This is a genomic window from Streptomyces sp. NPDC049627, assembly GCF_044465645.1.
GTDB lineage: Bacteria > Actinomycetota > Actinomycetes > Streptomycetales > Streptomycetaceae > Streptomyces.
The window spans coordinates 20208-38263 of the sequence record NZ_JBITLW010000013.1 but is presented as its reverse complement, the minus strand read 5'-3'; the positions used below and the strand labels follow the sequence as shown (position 1 = coordinate 38263).

Sequence of the window (18056 nt, the reverse complement as noted above, 5' to 3'; positions counted from 1 at the left end):
GTCAGCCCACCGTCTCCTCGCGCGTGATCAACCCCTCCCGATAGGCGATCGCCACCGCCTCCGTGCGGCTCGCCGCGCCCAGCTTCGCGAGGATGTTGGAGACGTGCACGCTCGCCGTCTTGCCCGTGATGTACAGCTCCTCGCCTATCTGCCGGTTGCTGCGGCCGAGCGCGAGGAGGCGCAGGACGTCCTGCTCGCGGGCGGTGAGCGGGGAGGAGCGGTCGGCTGCGGTCTCCGCGAGGCGGCCGCGGCGGACCAAGGCGTCCAGCTGCTCCAGCAGGAGCGTCGCGCCGAGCCGGGCCGCCGTCTCCCGGGCGGCACGCGCCTCGCCGGCCGCCCCCTCACGGTCGCCCTCCGCCAACAGGGCCTCGGCATGGCGCAGCCGGCACCGCGCCCGCTCGTACTCGTCGCCGTAGTCGAACGCGGCCACCGCCTTCTCCCAGGCCCGCGCATCCGGCCCGGACACCGCCCGCACCCACTCCGCCTCGGCGCGGGCCAGCCACGCCAGGCCCTCCGGACCCTGCGGCGGGCCGCCCCCGCCCCGTACGGCCGTCGTCCGCGCCGACTCGACGAGCTCGGTCGCCGTCTCCGCCCAGCGGCGCACCCCCGCCTCGTCACCCGCCAGGCGCCGCTCGGCCGCCCGGTTGGCGACCGCCGACAGCGCCAGGGCCGCGAGCCGGACCGTGGCATCGGGCGGCGTCCCCGCGTCGTCGGTGAGGGCCGTCACCGTGGACCGCATCCGCTCCACGGCCGCCTCCGGATCACCGCGCAGTGCGGCGGCGTCGGTGAGCGCGAGGCCCGCGATGAGCGTGCCCATCCAGTCGAAAGGGCCCGCCAGCAGAGCGCGGGCCTGCTCGGCGGCCGTGAAGTCGCCGCGCGCGAGAGCGACGTACAACGCCGGACCGGCCGTGTAACCGCCGGCCGCCGGGAGCACGTCGGCATCGCCCGCCGCCACGCTCAGGCACTCGTCCCAGCGCCCCAGCGTGTACAGCACCAGCAGTTGCAGATACCGCATCTCCAGCGGGTACAGAGAGGACAGCAGCCCCGCACGACGGGCCCGGTCCAGCCCCTCCCGCAGCCAGGGCAGACACGCCTGGAGGTCACCGGACTCGTAGCAGCCGACGGCGAGGTTGAACAGGGCGCGCATCTCCACCGGCGCGTTGCCGGAACGCCGCGCCAACTCCCGTGCCTCGCGGAGCCGTTCACGGCCTTCCGGCGTGCGGCGGCCGCCGCCCTCAAGAATGGCCAGCGAGATGAGCAGATCCGCCCGGGCGTCCGTGACCTGGAGTTGCTCGGCGATGCGCAGGGCCTCGCGGGCGACGCGCAGCGCGGTCTCGTTCTCCCCGATGTGGCGTGCCGCGAGGACATGCGTGGCCGCCGCCCACACCCAGGTCCGCGAGGGAGGCTCGGCGGGGATGAGGGCGAGCGCCTCGCTGCTGTAGGCGAACGCCGCCGTCAGATTGTCGACGCTCATCAGATTGTCGGCGAGTGTGTAGCGGACCCGGGCGGCGAGCTCGGTGTCCGTCTCCTGGCCGACGTCCGCGAGCGCGGAGCGGGTGAGGGAGACCGCGCGGTGCGACTCCCCGGCATGAGCGGCCGCCGCCGACGCGCGCAGCGTGAGCGTCACCCGGTCGTTCCCCTCTCCCGAGGGCCGCGCCGACGGCTCCACCGACGACCACAGGTCCAGGGCCGTCTCCAGATGCCGTAGCTCCTCGGCGGGCGCCCCCACCCCGTGCGCCTGGTCGGCGGCCTCCAGCGAGGCCGCCAGCGCCTCGGCCAGATCGTGGCTCTCCCGGTAGTGGTGGGCGCGCTCCGCCGCCGTCTCGGCCGGACGACCGCGCCCGGCGAGCAGCCGCGCGAACGTGCCGTGCAGCCGGGCCCGTTCGCCGGGGAGCAGATCGGCGTACACCGCCTCGCGCGCGAGCGCGTGCCGGAAGGCGTAGGTGTCGCCCTCGCCCGGCACCAGCAACTGCCGCCCGACGGCTTCCCGCAGCGCCGACTCCAGCTCGTCCTCCGGGATGCCCACGGCACCCCGCAGCAGCTCGTGCTCGACGCGCCGCCCCGCGACGGCCGCCGTGCGCAGCACCTGCTGTGCGGTGTCGGACAGCTGCTCGAACCGGATCAGCAGGACATCGGCCAGTCCGCTGGGCACTCCGCCGATCTCCGTGTCCGTGGCCGCCACCAGCTCCTCGGCGTAGAAGGCGTTGCCCTCGGCCCGCTCGACGATCCGCCGGACGGTGCTCTCCGCCAGCGGCCGTTCCTGCACGGCCCGCACCAGCCGGGCCACCTCGGCATCGGCCATCGGCCGCAACTCCAGCCGCTCGACGGCGGGCAGCCGCACCAGCTCGGCGAGCAGCGGCCGCAGCGGATGACGCCGATGCAGATCGTCCGCCCGGTACGACGCGAACAGCGCCAGCCGGTGCCGGGGCGCCCCACCCGCGGGCCGCTGCAGAATGCCGCGGCTGAGCAGGAAGCGCAGCAGATCCCGGGACGACTGGTCGGCCCAGTGCAGGTCTTCGAGGACGAGCAGCAGCGGTGCGACGTCCGCCAGGTCGGCCAGCAGCCCCGCGATGCCCTCGAACAACCGCAGCCGGTCACTCACGGCGTCGGTCCGGCCCCCCAGCAGCCGCTCGACCACCGGATACGCGGCCGGCACACCCGCGAACCGCTCGTCAGCGGCGAGCTCTCCCAGCACCTCGGTGAACGGCAGATACGGCAGCCCGACATCACCGAGATCGACACAGTGCCCGGTGACCACGGTCATCCCGTCCGCAGCGGCACGCCCCGCGACCTCGTCCAGGACCCGGGTCTTGCCGACCCCCGCGTCTCCGGCGACGAGAACGGCACGGGGCTCACCACTGCGGGCACGCTCCAGCACACCGGAGAGCCGGGCGAACTCGTCGTCCCGCCCGATCAGTGGCGTGGTGAAAGAGGTCTGCGACACGCTTCCATCCTGTCATTCACCACTGACAGCGCCTGGGCCGACCTCTTCGGGGCGCGGGAAACCGCGCGACGAGCTCAGGCACGCAACGTGGCCCAGTCAGCCGGCACCCGCCCCGCAGGGCCCGGCGACGGCTGATCCACCGGATGACTCACCGGAGGCGCCAGCTCAGGCCCCGACTCGTACAACTCGTCCGTGTCGTAGTTCCAGAACCACTCCTCACCCGGTTCGAAACTCTGCACGAACGGATGCCCCGTCTCCCGGAAGTGCCCCGTCGCATGCTTGGCGGGCGAGCTGTCACAGCACCCCACATGCCCACACTGAGCACACCGCCGCAGATGGAACCACCACCCACCCGCCGCCTCGCACTCGACACACCCGCTCCCACTCGGCGGAACACTCGGGTCGATCCCGTTGTCGCTGGTCATGCAGGGTCCTCCTCGACGGATGTGAGCGGCAGCAGCACCTGGAAGCGCGTGTCACCCGGCTCGGACTGCACCTCGATGCTTCCGTGATGCTTGTTGACCACGATCCGCCAGGAGATGTCGAGCCCGAGCCCGGTTCCCTCACCCACCGGCTTGGTCGTGAAGAACGGATCGAAGATCCGCCCCCGGTGCTCCGCCGGGATCCCGATCCCCGTGTCCCGGAACTCCACCAGCAGCCGGTCGTGATCCGGCGCCGTCCGCACGGTCAACGTCCCTTCGCCGCCCGCGCTGTTCATCGCCGAGACGGCGTTGTCGATGAGGTTGGTCCACACCTGGTTGAGCTCCGCCGGGTACGCCGGGATCTTCGGCAGCGTACGGTCGTACTCCTTGACGACCTTGATCTGCGGGCCGATCTTGCCCGACAGCATCAGCAGGGTGCTGTCGAGGAGTTCGTGCACGTCGGCGTTCTGGAAGGGCGCGCGGTCGAGCTGGGAGTACTGCTTGGCGGCGTCGACGAGATGGGAGATGCGCGTGGTGGAGTCGTTGATCTCGTCCATCAACAGCTCGGTCTCGACGGTGTAGTTGAGCCACCCGATCGCGTTCGGCAGGATCTCCTCGTCCACCGCCGCCGCGACCTGGTCCAGCCAGTCCTCGTCGATCCCGGCCTGGACGAAGGTGGGCGCGATGCGCCAGCCCTCCTGGATGCCGTGGTCGTCGAGCCAGTCCGTGACCGCGTCCTCCCGGTCGGAGGCCTCCAGCGGACTGAGCATGGGCGCTTTGGCGACCCGCTCGGCGGTGCGTTCCTGGAGGTCGATGAGGTTCGCCATGACCTCGGGGGAGTACGAGCCCTGCGCGATGACGGCGAGCTTGTGCCGCATCTTGCCCACCCGCTCCCGCAGCGTCGCCGTCGCCCGTACGGCCGCCGCGGCGGGGTTGTTGAGCTCGTGCGTGAGCCCGGCCGACAACGAGCCCAGCGCCAGCAGCCGTTCGCGCTGTCCGATGGCCCGCTGGGTGCTCTTCGAGCCGAAGAACAGCCCCTCCAGCAGATGGACCGCCATCGGGAACCATTCCTGCATGATCTCCGCGAACGTGTCGGCGGGCAGCACGAAGAACCGCGTCGGCTCGGTGACGCGCATGGAGTTGTTGTAGACCTGCCGCACCCGGTCACCCAGATACGCCTGCATGGACCCCGCGTACACCCCGCGCTGGGAGGTCCGCGTCACCTCCACGTCATCGCTGCCGACCCGGCGATAGAGGACGACCGTGCCCTCGACCATCACGTAGAAGCAGGTGGCCGGTTCACCCTCGGTGTAGACGGGGCCGGGCTCGAACTTCTCCACCCTGCCCGCGCTGCACAGCCTGCCGAGCTGCTCCGGGGTGAGCTTCTCGAACAGGAACAGCGACCCGATCTCCTGCGGGCTGCACGGCATCAACTGCCCGCTCATGACTGCTCCAGATACCGGTGGACGAGCATCACGGCCATGGCTCCCTCTCCGACGGCGGACGCGACCCGCTTCGCGGACTCGGCGCGCGCGTCGCCCGCGACGAACACGCCGGGCACGTTGGTCTCCAGGTGGTACGGCGGCCGGTCCAGCTCCCAGCCCGCCGGCGGCCGCCCGTCGACGGTCAGGTCGGGCCCGGCCAGGATGAACCCGCGCTCGTCGCGCAGCACCGTGTCGTCCAGCCAGTCGGTCAGCGGCGCCGCGCCGATGAACACGAACATCCACTGGGCGTCGACCCGTTCGGTCTTCCCGCTCTCCACGTCCCGCAGGGTCAGCTGCTCCAGGTGGTCGGAGCCGTGCGCGGCCTCGACGACCGTGCCCGTGCGCACCGAGATGTTCGGCGCCTCGTCGATCTGCTGGATCAGGTAGTGCGACATGGACGCCGACAGCGACGAACCGCGCACCAGCAGGGTGACCGACTTGGCGCCCCGCGACAGGTACATCGCCGCCTGCCCGGCCGAGTTGGCGCCGCCCACGATGTACACGTCCTGGCCGAGGCAGGCGGGCGCCTCCGTCAGCGCCGACCCGTAGAACACCCCGCAGCCGGTCAGGTCCTCGCAGCCGGGCGCCGCCAGCTGCCGGTACGACACGCCGGTCGCCAGGATCACGCTGTGCGCGGCGACCGCCGAGCCGTCCGAGAACCGGACGATCCGGGCGGCCCCGCTGACCTCCAGCCCCGTCACCTCGCGCGCGGTGAGGATCTCGGCGCCGAACTTCGCCGCCTGCCGCCGGGCCCGGTCGGTGAGCTGCGCCCCCGACACACCGTCCGGGAAGCCGAGGTAGTTCTCGATCCGGGAGCTCTGCCCGGCCTGCCCGCCGGTCGCCGACCGCTCCACCAGCACGGTCCGCAGCCCCTCCGACGCCCCGTACACGGCCGCGCCCAGCCCGGCGGGTCCGCCGCCGATGACGACGAGGTCGTAGAAGTCGGCCGTCGGTGTCGTGGCCAGCCCCACCTGAGCGGCCAGCTCCGGTGCCTCGGGCGCCACGAGCGGCGTCCCCTCCGGCGTGATCACCAGCGGCAGCCGCTGCCCGTCCTGCCCGGCCGCGGCCAGCAGGCGCTGCCCCTCCGGCTCGTCGGCCGAGTACCAGCGGTACGGCACCTGGTTGCGGGCCAGGAACTCCCGCACCTCCGAGGAGCGCGCCGACCAGCGGTGGCCGACCACCTTGGTGCTGGGCACCGGCCGGTAGTCGCTGCGCCGCCACGCCTCCAGCAGGTCGTCCAGAACCGGGTAGAGCTTCTCCTCGGGCGGGTCCCACGGCTTGAGGAGGTAGTGGTCGAGGTCGACGACGTTGATCGCGTCGATCGCCGCGTTCGTGTCCGCGTACGCGGTCAGCAGCACGCGGCGGGCGCCGGGATACACGTCCAGGGCCTGTTCGAGGAACTCGATGCCGTTCATCTGCGGCATGCGGTAATCGGCCAGGATCACGGCCACCAGGTCGCCGCGCAGCTTCAGTTCCCGCAGCGCCTCCAGCGCCGACTCGCCGGACTCCGCGCGCACGATCCGGTGCGACTCGCCGTAGCGCCGCCGCAGGTCCCGGGCGACCGCCCGGGAGACCCCCGGGTCGTCGTCCACGGTCAGGATGACGGTCCGCGCTGCGTCGGACGCCTGTGCCATACGTCTCCCACCCCGGGATCGGAACCAGGGCACGGCGTCCTCACGACCGCCGCGCCGACTCCGGCCCATCGTATGTTCGATCCGCCCGCTTCGCTCGGGTATGGAGGAGGCGGCGGTTTTCGGCCGTGCTGCCGGGCCGAACGGGGTCGGCTGTCTGCTGCTGTTCTGCAGCTGGGGTGCCGAATGTCTGGCTCGGTCGCCTACGGGGCGCCACATGCCGGTGTCGAGACGGCGATCGTGCTCGACCCTTCGGGCCTGCGCGCGTTCGCCGTCTCGACACCGGCGCGCCCCTACGGCTCCCTCGCGGCCGGTGTCGTCGGCCCAGTGCAAGTTGGTGGGCCGTGGCTGTTGGCTTTGGCTGGCCTTTACTCCCGGTTCTATGGGCGCGGGGTAGTGAAGACTGGGTCCGACGGCATGACCACTACACGAGGAGGCAGCCGGAATGACGCGCCCGATCACGGCAGGGGTGGACGGCTCCGAGGAGGGCCTCGCCGCGCTGGACTGGGCCGCCCGGGAGGCGGTCCGCCGGGGGCTCGCCCTGCGCGTGGTGCACGCCTGGCGGTTCCAGCCGCACGAGGCGCTCGACGCGGAGTACGCCAACGACGCCGACGCTCAGGCCCAGTGGGTGCGCGAGGGGCTGGCGGAGGCCGCGCGCTCGGTCGGCGAGCGGCACACGGGCCTCGAGGTCACCACCGATGTCGTCGACGGCGGGCCCGTCGAGACACTGGTAGCCGCCGCGGCGGACGCCGAGATGCTGGTGCTGGGCTCACGGGGCCACGGTGCGGTCGTCGGGTTCCTGCTGGGTTCCGTCGGGCAGCAGGTGATCGCCGGGGCGACGCGGCCCGTCGTCCTCGTACGCGCCGGGGACCAGGCGTCGGCCGAGGCCGCCGGGCGCGAGATCGTCGTCGGCCAGCAGGGCGACCCCGAGGACAGTGCCGCCGCGCTGCGGTTCGCGTTCGAGACGGCGGCGGCGCGCGGGGCGACCGTGCGTGCCGTACGGGCCTGGACCCTGCCGCCGCTGTTCGCCTACAGCCCGGCCTCCCTGAAGCTCCTCGACGACGCCGGGGGCTTGGAGCCGTACGAGAGGAAGGCCCTGGACGAGGCGCTGAAGCCGTGGCGGGAGCGCTTCCCGGACGTCCGGGTGGTCGAGCACGTCGAGATGGGCAGCGCCGGGCAGGTACTGCTGTCGGTCGCGGGCCGGGCCCAGCTGATGGTCGTCGGGCGCCGCGCCCACCGTACGGCCGTGGGCGCCCGCATCGGTTCGGTGGCGCACGGTGTCCTGCACCACGCGGACTGCCCGGTGGCCGTCGTGCCGCACGACTGAGCCAGTCGCACGGGAGTCAGTCGGACGTCGTCGGCTGCAGCGTCTCCCGCGCCTTGGGCAGGATGTTCTTGATGTAGTCCTCGACCACCGTGTCCAGACCGATGTCGTGCTGCGCGCGCTCGGACAGGTACCAGCGGTGTTCGAGCAGCTCGTGGTAGATCTCGGCGGGGTCCATGGAGCCGCGCAGCTCCAGCGGTACGGCCCGCACGGTGGGCCGGAACACGTCGCGCACCCACCGGTGGGCGAGGACCTCGGGGCGGGCGCCGAGAGGGTCGCCCGGGGCGTAGTCGTCCTGGGTGGCCATCCAGCTCTCCAGGTCGTTCAGGAGCCGGCGGGCCTGGTTCTCCTCGGTGTCCAGTCCCGTCAGGCGCAGCAGCTGACGCTGGTGGTGCCCGGCGTCGACGACCTTGGGCACGAAGGTGACCGTGTCGCCGTTGGCCGCGTGCTCGATCTGCATCTCGGCCACGTCGAAACCGAGGTCGTTCAGGCGGCGTATCCGGCGCTCTATGTAGTGGTACTTGCCCGCCGGATAGACCGAGGTGCGGGTCAGCTCCTCCCACAGACCGCCGTAGCGCGCGCAGATCTCCATGCCGAACTCGATCGGATCGACCGACGGGTGCAGCGCCCCGGACGCCTCCAGGTCCAGCAGCTCGCCGCTGATGTTGACCCGGGCGAGCTCCAGGTCGTAGTCGCGCTGGCCCGTGCTGAGCTGCGGGTGCAGATCGCCCGTCTCGGCGTCCACCAGATACGCGGCGTAGGCGCCCGCGTCACGCCGGAACAGCGTGTTGGACAGCGAGCAGTCGCCCCACGCGAACCCGGCGAGGTGGAGGCGGACCAGGAGGACGGCCAGGGCGTCCATGAGGCGGTGCATGGTCGCCGGGCGCATCGTCGTCTCGAACATCGAACGGTACGGCTGCGAGCCCGTCAGGTGCCGGGTGACCAGCACCGACTCCAGGGGGCCGCCGGCGGAGTCGGTGCGGCCGGTGACCACGGCCAGCGGATCGACCGCGGGGATGCCGAGCCGGTCGAGGTCCCGCAGCAGCTCGTACTCGCGCAGCGCCGGGCGCTGGGCGAGCTCCTTGACGGCGATCACCTCGTCGCCGGCCCGGGCGTAGCGCACGATGTGCCGTGAGATACCGCGCGGGAGCGGGACCAGGACCTCTTCCGGCCACTCCTCCAAGGGCAGATGCCAGGGCAGTTCCAGCAAAAGCGCGGGGTGCTCCGGGTTCGTCGCGCTGATCTGCAGTGCCATGGGCGGTTCGTCCTTGCCTCGCCGGTGATCGTCACCTCACCCTAAAGTGCGCGCTCCCGGGCCTGAAGAGCAGCTTCTCGCACCGAGCCGCGGTGCAGCGGCCCGTGCCCGGGCAGCAGGACCTCGCCCTTGAGGCCTTCGAGCACGGCCAACGAGGCGAGGGCCTGGGTCCGCTCGCGGTGGAACATGTCCGGCAGCAGCTGCGGCCCCTTGATCCGCGAGGTGGGGTGCCCGCTGACCAGGGCGTCGCCCGCGATCAGCACGCCGGCCTCCGGCAGGTGGTAGGCGCAGTGGCCGTCGGTGTGGCCGGGCGTGTGCACCGGGACGGGGCGGCCCGGCAGGTCGAGCGGCCCTTCCGACGGGAACGGCTCGGGGGCGGTGACGGGCACGTGCGCGGTGCCGCCGGAGCGGATCGCGTGGAGCGCCCAGGGCAGGACACCCGGCCGCCAGCCGTTCCTGAGGACCGTCCCCACGTTCACCTGGTGCAGGAACTCCCGCCGGGCGTGCGGCACTTCGGCCGCGTGGAGGTATATCGGCGTACCGTAGGTGGTGCGCAGATACTCGGCGTTGCCCAGGTGGTCCGTGTGCGCGTGCGTGATCAGTACGGCGCTGACCGCCTCCGGCGCACTGCCCACCTCCGTGAGCGAGGCGAGGAGCTTCGCCCGGTCCCCGGGGTAGCCGGTGTCGATCAGCGTGACCTCGTCCCCCTCGGTCAGGATCACCCAGTTCGTGTTGCTGCCGTGCACCAGGTAGGTGCCGTCCGCGACTTGCTGCACATCTGCCCGCATGATCGTCCCGCGTGGTGAGGTCCGTGCCCGACGGACACAGCAAAGCAGATCAGGAGGACGGTGTGACCGCCGGGTCCGGACGCATTCCGAACAGGAATCGCGTCACCCGCGTTCTGCGCACCACGACCTCGTACAGCACGAGGATCACCGCGAGCGAACCCGTCACGATCACCACGTACTTGATCAGGATCGGCGCGGACCAGCCCACCACGCCGTATGCGAGGGCGACCACGACCGGCTGGTGCAGCACGTACAACGGCAGGGCGGCGAGCCCGAGATACACCATCGCGCGCGAGGGAGCCCGGGCCTCCCGAGGCCGGTCCAGCAGCCCGAGGATCGCGACCACCCAGCACCAGCCCGCCGCCCCGAACACCGCCCGGGTCACCAGCGCGAACGGGCTCCCCTCGGTGAACGGGTCGTCCAGGGAGACAAAGCCGGGCGCGGTCCCCGCGAACAGCACCAGTCCGAACACACCCACCGGCAGGGCGAGTCGGCGCAGCGCGGCACGGACGTGGCCGTCGTCGGCGAGGGCGTAACCGAAGAGGAAGAACACCAGGTAGGCCCAGCGGTTCCAGCCCGCGAAGCCCTCCTCCATGCCGAGGAACGCGTTGATCGCGGCGAGCGGCAGAGCGGGCAGCAGGAGCAGGAGCAGGACCGGGCGTCGGCCCACCGCCTGGGCCACACGCTCCGACCGGGCCGCGAGCGGCGCCGCGACCGGGGCGAGCAGCAGGCTGAAGGTGAGCAGGAGGACCACGAACCACAGGTGGCCGGTCTCGAAGTGCTCCCCTTCGAGGACGAAGGGGAAGTCCGCCGCATCCAGGCGGACAGTGAGGAAGCGGCGCCAGAAACGCCCGTACGACTCGTCGTAGCCGGGGTCGGCGGCCCGCAGGCGCAGCCACTGGGGGAGCGGGCACAGCACGAGCGTCGCGAAGACCAGCGGAACCCCCAGGCGCAATGAGCGCTCACGGGTGAAGCGCGCGGGTCCGCGGCGGCGGATCGAGTACCGGGAGCCGAGCCCGGAGACGAGAAACAGCATGGGCATCGCCCACACGACCCCGAACCCGGCGAGCACGGTCACGGCGTCGGTGGTCTGTGCGTTCTTGACGTAGAAGTCGTCGTCCGGGGAGAAGACGAGGCCGGAGTGGAAGAAGACCAGCCCGAGGACGACGAAGACCCGCAGCGCGTCCAGCTCGCCGCGTCGGGGAGCGATGTCCGGTGCCCGCGTTTGCGCGCTCATCCGCCCCAGTGTGCGGGCACGACAGGGCTTCGCCCAGAGGAAGGGCTGCCTCCGGCACCGTCCGCCGGAGGCAGCCCCCGCGCGCACCCGAAGCGGCCGCCTCTGAAGCCTCAGTGCACGCCGTGCGGCCGGAACTGGATGCTGATGCGGGGCCCCGTCGCGCGCGTGGTCTTCGGTATCGAGTGCTCCCAGGTCCGCTGGCAGGAGCCGCCCATCACGATGAGGTCGCCGTGCCCCAGCGGACGGCGCACCGTCCCGCCGCCGCCCCGGGCGGGGCGCAGCAGCAGATCCCGGGGGGCGCCGACGGAGAGGATCGCCACCATCGTGTCCTCGCGCGCCCCCCGTCCGATCCGGTCCCCGTGCCAGGCGACGCTGTCCCGCCCGTCGCGGTAGTAGCAGAGCCCCGCCGTGGTGAACGGCTCGCCGAGCTCCTCGGCGTAGTGCGCCGACAGCGCGTTACGGGCCTCCGCCAGCACGGGGTGCGGGAGGACGTCGTCCGCGCCGTAGAAGGCGAGCAGCCGAGGTACGTCGACCACGTTGTCGTACATCTTGCGGCGCTCCGCACGCCACGGCACCTCGGCGGCCAGCTGCTCGAACAGCGCGTCGGCCCCGCTGAGCCAGCCGGGCAGGACGTCGATCCAGGCGCCGTGGCCGAGCCGGGTACGGCGGATCCCCGCGAGGGATCCGAGCCGCAGCTCGTCGGTCTGGTCGAACAGGGAGCCCTGGAGGTGCATGGCCATGCTTCCAGCGTAACCCCGGAATCGAAAGTATGTTCCCATGGATTTCCCGGCCTTCGAATTCTCGAACGCGCCTTTGGATACACTCACGTATCGGATACATTCCTGTATCGAACGGAGGTCCGGCCATGGCGGTGCAGGAAACGACCAGGCGTGTCACCAAGCGCCGGGTCCGTACGCGCGCCAATCTCCTCGACGCCGCCTTCGCCGTGTTCGCCGCCAAGGGGTTCGGCCGCGTCTCCATCGAGGAGGTCTGCGATGCCGCCGGGTACAGCAGGGGCGCGTTCTACTCCAACTTCGACAGCCTGGACGAACTGTTCTTCGCCCTCTACCAGCAGCGCGCGGACCTGATCGCGGAGCAGGTGTCCGGGGCCCTCGCCCTCGACGGGCCGGACCTGGACGTGCCCGCCGCCGTGGACCGGGTGAGCGAGGTGCTGCTCCTGGACCGGGACTGGCTGCTGGTGAAGACGGACTTCCTGGTGCACGCCGCCCGCGACCCGGCCGTCGCGCAGAACCTGCTGGCACACCGCGCGCGGCTGCGCGGGGCGATCGCCGACCGGCTCGCCCGCGCGCGGGGACACACCGCACTGCCCGCCGTGCTCGGCGACATCGAGGGCGCCGCCCACGCCGTGGTCGCCGCCTACGACGGAGTCACCACCCAACTACTGCTGGACAGGGACGTCGAACACGCCCGCGCCTGGCTGAAGCAACTGCTCACCGCGCTGCTCACCGACGGCAGCGACACCACCCGATAGCGACACCACCGGATAGCGACACCACCGGATTGTGCCACCACCGAATGAGGAAGGGACGGTCGCCATGGATGCCGACGTCATCGTCGTCGGAGCGGGACTCGCGGGCCTGGTCGCCGCGCACGAACTGACCAGCCGGGGCCGCAGGGTCGCGCTGGTGGACCAGGAGAACGCCGCCAACCTCGGCGGGCAGGCCTTCTGGTCCTTCGGCGGGCTGTTCCTCGTCGACTCCCCGGAGCAGCGCCGCCTGGGCATCAAGGACTCCTTCGACCTGGCCTGGAACGACTGGCAGGGCAGCGCCCAGTTCGACCGGACCGACGACGAGGACTCCTGGGCGGTGCGCTGGGCACGCGCCTACGTCGAGTTCGCGGCCGGCGAGAAGCGGGCCTGGCTGGACGGCCATGGCATCACGTTCCTGCCGACGGTGGGGTGGGCGGAGCGCGGCGACCTGCGCGCCCACGGCCACGGCAACTCGGTGCCCCGGTTCCACATCGCCTGGGGCACCGGTACGGGTGTCGTGGAGCCGTTCGTCCGGTACGCCAAGCAGGCCGCGCGCGACGGGCTGCTCACCTTCCACCACCGGCACCAGGTCGACGAGCTGGTCATCGAGGAGGGCGCGGCGCGCGGGGTGCGCGGCACGGTCCTCGCCGACGACAACTCGCCCCGCGGCGTCGCCTCCAGCCGCGACCGCGCCGGCGAGTTCGAGCTGACCGCCCAGGCCGTCGTCGTCACCACCGGCGGCATCGGCGCCAACCACGACATCGTCCGCCGCTACTGGCCCGAACGCCTCGGCACACCGCCCACCGAGATGGTCACCGGCGTCCCGGCCTACGTCGACGGCCGGATGCTCGACATCAGCGCGCAAGCGGGCGTACGGCTCGTCAACCGCGACCGCATGTGGCACTACACCGAGGGCCTGCAGAACTGGGACCCGATCTGGCCCGGCCACGGCATCCGCATCCTGCCCGGGCCGTCGTCGATGTGGCTGGACGCCCTGGGCCGCCGTCTGCCCGACCCGTGCCTGCCGGGCTACGACACCCTCAGCACCCTCAAGCACCTGCGCACGACCGAGGACATCGCCGGGTACGACCACTCCTGGTTCATCCTCACCCAGAAGATCATCGAGAAGGAGTTCGCGCTGTCGGGCTCCGAGCAGAACCCCGACATCACCGCCAAGGACCGGGCGGGCTTCCTCAAGGAGCGGGTGCTGGGCAAGGGCGCCCCGGGCCCGGTGGCGGCGTTCCAGCGCAACGGCGCGGACTTCGTGACCGCCCCGACCCTGGAGCAACTGGTCGAGAAGATGAACCGGTTGACGGACAAGCCGCTCCTCGACGCCGGGACCGTCCGGCGCCAGATCGAGGCCCGCGACCTGCAGATCGCCAACCCCTACAGCAAGGACGCCCAGGTGCAGGGCATCCGCAACGCCCGCCGCTACATCGGCGACCGCCTCGGCCGCGTCGCCACCCCGCACCGCATCCTCGACCCTGCCGCCGGCCCCCTGATCGGCGTCAAGCTCCACGTCCTGACCCGCAAGACCCTCGGCGGCATCCAGACCGACCTGGACTCCCGCGCCCTGGGCGCCGACGGGACGCCGATCGACGGCCTGTACGCGGCGGGCGAGGTCGCCGGCTTCGGCGGCGGCGGCGTGCACGGCTACAACGCCCTGGAGGGCACCTTCCTCGGCGGCTGTCTCTTCTCGGGCCGGGCGGCGGGCCGTGCCTCGGCGCGGCAGACGGCCTGACGGCGGCGCGGGGCCCGTCTCCTCACTCCTGCAGGAGACGGGCCAGCACGGCGGCGTGGCTCTGCTCGGGTGACTTGGACGCGGTGAGCAGGGTCACATCGCCCTGCCTGGTCAACTCCCTCACCCGGTCGAGGAGTTCCGCCGCCTCGGGATCGGCCAGCTCGGCCTCGTAGCGGCCCGCGAACTCCTCGTACGACCTCTCGCCCGCGTGGTACCAGCGCCGCAGCTCGGTGGACGGGGTGAGCCCCTTGGGCCACTCGTCCACGTGCGCCGCGTCCTTCGACAGACCGCGCGGCCACAGCCGGTCGACCAAGACGCGCACGCCGTCCTCGGGTTCGGGTGCTTCATAGACGCGCCGGATGCGAACGCTCATGGCCGGGCCTTTCTCGTGGACCTGACGAGTTCCTCACAAGTGTCGGCCAAGGTCGACCCATGATCACGCACAAGCCCCGTGTCGCCCTGCTCGCCGCCTCCCTGCTGCTCACCGGTTGCGGCGGCGGTGCCGTGGCGGTACCGGATCACGATCCCGCTGCCACGCGGCCCACGACCAGCACGCCGCTGCCGGGGGTCGCCCTTGAGGTGGCCCCGCAGCAGCTGCCCGGTCTGGGGCCCGAGACCGGGGCGAAGGTGCCCTCCGAAGCGCGTCAGGCCGTCGTCGTGACCGGGCGCGGCAGGAACTCCGCACAGTCGACCGTCGTCCTGTACCAGCGCAGCGACGTCGGCTGGGAAGCCGGCGACAGCTGGCCCGCCCACAACGCCCTGCGCGGCTGGACCGACCACCACCGGGCCGGCGATCTGCGCTCGCCCATCGGGGTCTTCACGCTCACCGACGCCGGAGGTCTGCTCGGGGACCCCGGTACCAAGCTGCCGTACGACCACGGCTCCGGTTTCACCGCCACCGGCACCGGCTTCGAGGGCGAGTCCCTCGCGGGCTCGTTCGAGTACGTGATCGCCGTCAACTACAATCGCAGGCCCGGCACCACACCCCTCGACTGGACCCGCCCGCTCGGCGCCGGACGTGGCGGCGGCATATGGCTGCACGTCGACCACGACGGGCCGACACAGGGCTGCGTCAGCATCGCGCGGGAGCACATGAAGGAGCTGCTGCTGGCACTGGACCCCGACCGGCATCCCGTCGTCGTCATGGGCGACGCCGAATCGCTGGCCCGCTGACCATCCCGAGCGCTTAGGATCCGCCGCGTGTGCGCACATGTGCTGGTCGCCGAGGACGACGAGATGCAGGCCGAACTCATACGCCGCTCCCTGCTGTCGGAGGGCCACACCGCCACCGTCGTCCACGACGGGTCGGCCGCCCTCGACGCGGTCCGGCGGCAACGGCCCGACCTCGTCGTGCTGGACCTGATGCTTCCGGTGATCGACGGCTTCGGGGTGTGCCGGGTACTGCGCCGGAACACCGGGGATCCGGACATCCCCGTGCTGATGCTGACGGCCCGGTCGACGGAGGACGACGTCCTGCTCGGCCTCGAACTCGGCGCCGACGACTACATGACCAAGCCGTACAGCCCGCGCGAGCTGATGGCCCGCATTCGCACGGTGCTGCGGCGCAGCGGGCGCGCAGCCGCCGACCGGCGGGAGGACCCGGTCGTACGTGCCGCGGGGATCGCCGTCGACCCCGTGCGGCACGAGGTGCGGTGCGAGGGAGCGCCCGTGGAGTGCACGCCGGCCGAGTTCGAGATCCTGCTGGCCATGGCCGCCGAGCCCGAACGGGTCTTCTCCCGGCGGCAGTTGCTGGAATGCACCCGAGGTACCGACCGGGCCTCCACCGAACGGGCCGTCGACGTGCACATCATGAACCTGCGCAAGAAGATCGAGGCCGACCCGCGCAGGCCCGTGCGGCTGCTCACCGTGTTCGGCGTCGGCTACAAGCTCAGCGGCGGCCGCGGATGAGCGGGCGCATCCCCCTGCGCAAGCGACTCCTGGTCCGGCTGCTGATCGCGACGGTGCTGATCGCCGTGTGCTCGGTGGCGGCGACGGCCTGGCTGGCCGTGGAGACCACCACCCGGGCGCTGCGGGAGGAACAGGGGCAGGTCCTCGCGGAGGACATGGACGTCCTCGCCCGGCTCAGCGGCTACGCCGCGACCCACTCCGACTGGACGGGAGTCGAGGAGACCGTCCGTACGCTGTCCGAGCGGACCGGGCGGCGTATCGCCCTCGCGACCCCCGACCGCAGGATCATCGCCGACTCCGCACCGTCCGGAACCGCCCTGCCGCCCCGCGCCGCCGCCACGGTGGACCCCCTGCGCACCGACACCTACACCGAACGCGGCGCACAGCGCAGCGGCATCGACCCGCGCGTGGTCGGCCCGTACCGGGTGACGGGCGCGGAGCGGGCCCGGCTGGACAAGCTCGCCCTGATCCGGCAGAAATGCTTCGCCCGCAACGGCTACGAGGCCGACGTCGTCCAGACCCCGAGCGGCCGCCCCGTCGTCACGGACCACGACGGCCCCGTCTCGGCGGGGCAGGTCCCCGACGAGTGCGCCGACGGGCTCCTCAACACCCCGACACCCACCGAGGAGAAGGCCCTGGCCGAACTGGCCGAGCGCTCCCGCCCCTGTCTGGACCGGCACGGCCTGAGCACCGGCGTGACGCCCTTCGCCGCGGTCGACGTGACCGAGCAGCGCCTCGGCACCCGGTACCCCCTGGGCAAGTTCCGGCCGGGCGACAGCGGATCCGTGCGCGAGGCGCAGAGCTGCGTCGACGCCGCCCGCCGCGCCCAACTCGACCCCTATGTCGCCCCCGTGGCCGAACTCCTCCTGGGGGTCGGGGACACCACCGCCGTCCGGTTCGACATGTCCCCGGCCAACAAGGCCAAGGTCATCGGGGCCGCCGGCCTCGTGCTGGCCGTCACGGTGGCCGTGACCGCCGTCGTCGCCACCCGGCTCGTGCGGCCGCTGCGGGCGCTGACCGAGGCGGCCCAGCAGCCGCCCGAACTGCATGTGCGCGTCCCCGTCACCACCCGCGACGAGACCGGCATCCTCGCCGCCGCGTTCAACAACCTCACCGAGCGACGCGAGCGGTTGGAGGCCCAGCGCAAGGCCATGGTCAGCGATATCGCGCACGAACTGCGCAGCCCGCTCACCAACATCCGCGGCTGGCTGGAAGTCACCCGCGACGGCGTCGTCGACCCCGCCCCCGCCCTGCTCGCCTCCCTCCACGAGGAGGCACTCGTCCTCCAGCGCGTCATCGACGACCTCCAGGACCTCGCCGCCGCCGACGCCGGAGCCCTGCGCCTGCACCGCGAGCCCGTCCGGGCCGACGAACTCCTCGACCAGGTCGCCGCCGCCCACCGCGTCGCCGCGGACACGGCCGGCGTCACCCTGCGCACGGCCGTGGACGGCACCCCCTGGCTGGACGCCGATCCCGTCCGCCTGCGGCAGGCGCTCGGCAACCTCGTCTCCAACGCCCTGCGCCACACACCGGCCGGCGGCACCGTCACGCTCGCCGCACGGCGCGACGGCGACGACGTCGTCCTCGACGTCGCCGACACGGGGACCGGCATCGACCCCGAGGACCTGCCGCACGTCTTCGACCGGTTCTGGCGGGCGGAGAAGTCCCGCAGCCGGCGTACCGGAGGCAGCGGGCTGGGCCTGCCCATCGTCCGGCACCTGGTCGCCGCCCACGGCGGTACGGCCGACGCGGTGAGCGAACCCCGTGCCGGTTCCGTGTTCACCCTGCGGTTGCCGGCAGTCCCGGCGCCCGCCTGAGCCGGGCAGGTCCGGG

15 protein-coding genes are annotated in these 18056 nt (G+C 72.3%); 6 read left to right on the top strand and 9 right to left on the bottom strand.

Annotation, left to right across the window (positions count from 1 at the left end; translation table 11 throughout):
- Position 1: 1 nt before the first annotated feature.
- The 4 genes from ACIBU0_RS31780 to ACIBU0_RS31765 all read right to left on the bottom strand — a co-directional run bounded on the left by ACIBU0_RS31780 (position 2) and on the right by ACIBU0_RS31765 (position 6484).
- Positions 2-2944 (bottom strand): AAA family ATPase, encoded by a 2943-nt coding sequence (locus ACIBU0_RS31780; protein WP_398825318.1) that lies wholly within the window; start codon positions 2942-2944, stop codon positions 2-4.
- A 74-nt stretch (positions 2945-3018) separates the two neighbouring features.
- Positions 3019-3369 carry a UBP-type zinc finger domain-containing protein gene (locus ACIBU0_RS31775; RefSeq protein ID WP_398825316.1) on the bottom strand — a complete coding sequence of 117 codons (351 nt, stop codon included), beginning with the start codon at positions 3367-3369 and terminating at the stop codon, positions 3019-3021.
- Complete coding sequence (locus ACIBU0_RS31770) at positions 3366-4811, bottom strand: ATP-binding protein (protein WP_398825314.1); 1446 nt, start codon at positions 4809-4811, stop codon at positions 3366-3368. Before ACIBU0_RS31770 ends, ACIBU0_RS31775 begins: the two co-directional genes overlap by 4 nt.
- Positions 4808-6484, bottom strand: a complete 1677-nt coding sequence (locus ACIBU0_RS31765) for an FAD-dependent oxidoreductase (RefSeq protein WP_398825313.1) — start codon at positions 6482-6484, stop codon at positions 4808-4810. The genes ACIBU0_RS31770 and ACIBU0_RS31765 overlap by 4 nt, the downstream gene beginning before the upstream one ends.
- Before the next feature lie 442 nt (positions 6485-6926).
- Here ACIBU0_RS31765 and ACIBU0_RS31760 point away from each other — a divergent pair, with 442 nt between their 5' ends.
- Positions 6927-7808 (top strand): universal stress protein, encoded by an 882-nt coding sequence (locus ACIBU0_RS31760; protein WP_398825311.1) that lies wholly within the window; start codon positions 6927-6929, stop codon positions 7806-7808.
- Between the two features lie 16 nt (positions 7809-7824).
- Here the strand turns inward: ACIBU0_RS31760 and ACIBU0_RS31755 are convergent, their stop codons facing one another.
- The 4 genes from ACIBU0_RS31755 to ACIBU0_RS31740 form a co-directional block, all read right to left on the bottom strand.
- Complete coding sequence (locus ACIBU0_RS31755) at positions 7825-9060, bottom strand: DUF4032 domain-containing protein (protein ID WP_398825309.1); 1236 nt, start codon at positions 9058-9060, stop codon at positions 7825-7827.
- Positions 9061-9101: 41 nt separating this feature from the next.
- The gene (locus ACIBU0_RS31750) at positions 9102-9848 is read right to left on the bottom strand and encodes an MBL fold metallo-hydrolase (RefSeq protein WP_398825307.1); all 747 of its coding nucleotides are present in this window, start codon (positions 9846-9848) and stop codon (positions 9102-9104) included.
- A 49-nt stretch (positions 9849-9897) separates the two neighbouring features.
- Positions 9898-11085 carry an acyltransferase gene (locus tag ACIBU0_RS31745; RefSeq protein WP_398825305.1) on the bottom strand — a complete coding sequence of 396 codons (1188 nt, stop codon included), beginning with the start codon at positions 11083-11085 and terminating at the stop codon, positions 9898-9900.
- Between the two features lie 110 nt (positions 11086-11195).
- The gene (locus ACIBU0_RS31740; RefSeq protein ID WP_398825303.1) at positions 11196-11825 is read right to left on the bottom strand and encodes an alpha-ketoglutarate-dependent dioxygenase AlkB; all 630 of its coding nucleotides are present in this window, start codon (positions 11823-11825) and stop codon (positions 11196-11198) included.
- Between the two features lie 125 nt (positions 11826-11950).
- Here ACIBU0_RS31740 and ACIBU0_RS31735 point away from each other — a divergent pair, with 125 nt between their 5' ends.
- Together ACIBU0_RS31735 and ACIBU0_RS31730 are read left to right on the top strand one after the other, a co-directional pair.
- Positions 11951-12577 carry a TetR/AcrR family transcriptional regulator gene (locus tag ACIBU0_RS31735; protein ID WP_398825301.1) on the top strand — a complete coding sequence of 209 codons (627 nt, stop codon included), beginning with the start codon at positions 11951-11953 and terminating at the stop codon, positions 12575-12577.
- A 64-nt stretch (positions 12578-12641) separates the two neighbouring features.
- The gene (locus tag ACIBU0_RS31730; RefSeq protein WP_398825299.1) at positions 12642-14315 is read left to right on the top strand and encodes an FAD-binding dehydrogenase; all 1674 of its coding nucleotides are present in this window, start codon (positions 12642-12644) and stop codon (positions 14313-14315) included.
- Positions 14316-14337: 22 nt separating this feature from the next.
- Here the strand turns inward: ACIBU0_RS31730 and ACIBU0_RS31725 are convergent, their stop codons facing one another.
- The gene (locus ACIBU0_RS31725; protein WP_398825297.1) at positions 14338-14688 is read right to left on the bottom strand and encodes a DUF488 domain-containing protein; all 351 of its coding nucleotides are present in this window, start codon (positions 14686-14688) and stop codon (positions 14338-14340) included.
- A 59-nt stretch (positions 14689-14747) separates the two neighbouring features.
- On the opposite strand from ACIBU0_RS31725, the gene ACIBU0_RS31720 reads away from it, so the two are divergent.
- Genes ACIBU0_RS31720 through ACIBU0_RS31710 form a run of 3 tightly spaced genes read left to right on the top strand, consistent with a single transcriptional unit; the run spans position 14748 to position 18040 of the window.
- Entirely contained in the window at positions 14748-15488 is a 741-nt protein-coding gene (locus tag ACIBU0_RS31720; RefSeq protein ID WP_398825295.1) for a hypothetical protein, read from the top strand.
- A gap of 27 nt (positions 15489-15515) precedes the next feature.
- Positions 15516-16223 (top strand): response regulator transcription factor, encoded by a 708-nt coding sequence (locus ACIBU0_RS31715; RefSeq protein WP_398825293.1) that lies wholly within the window; start codon positions 15516-15518, stop codon positions 16221-16223.
- A complete protein-coding gene (locus ACIBU0_RS31710; protein WP_398825291.1) occupies positions 16220-18040 on the top strand; it encodes a sensor histidine kinase in 1821 nt (606 codons plus the stop codon). Before ACIBU0_RS31715 ends, ACIBU0_RS31710 begins: the two co-directional genes overlap by 4 nt.
- Positions 18041-18056: the final 16 nt, after the last annotated feature.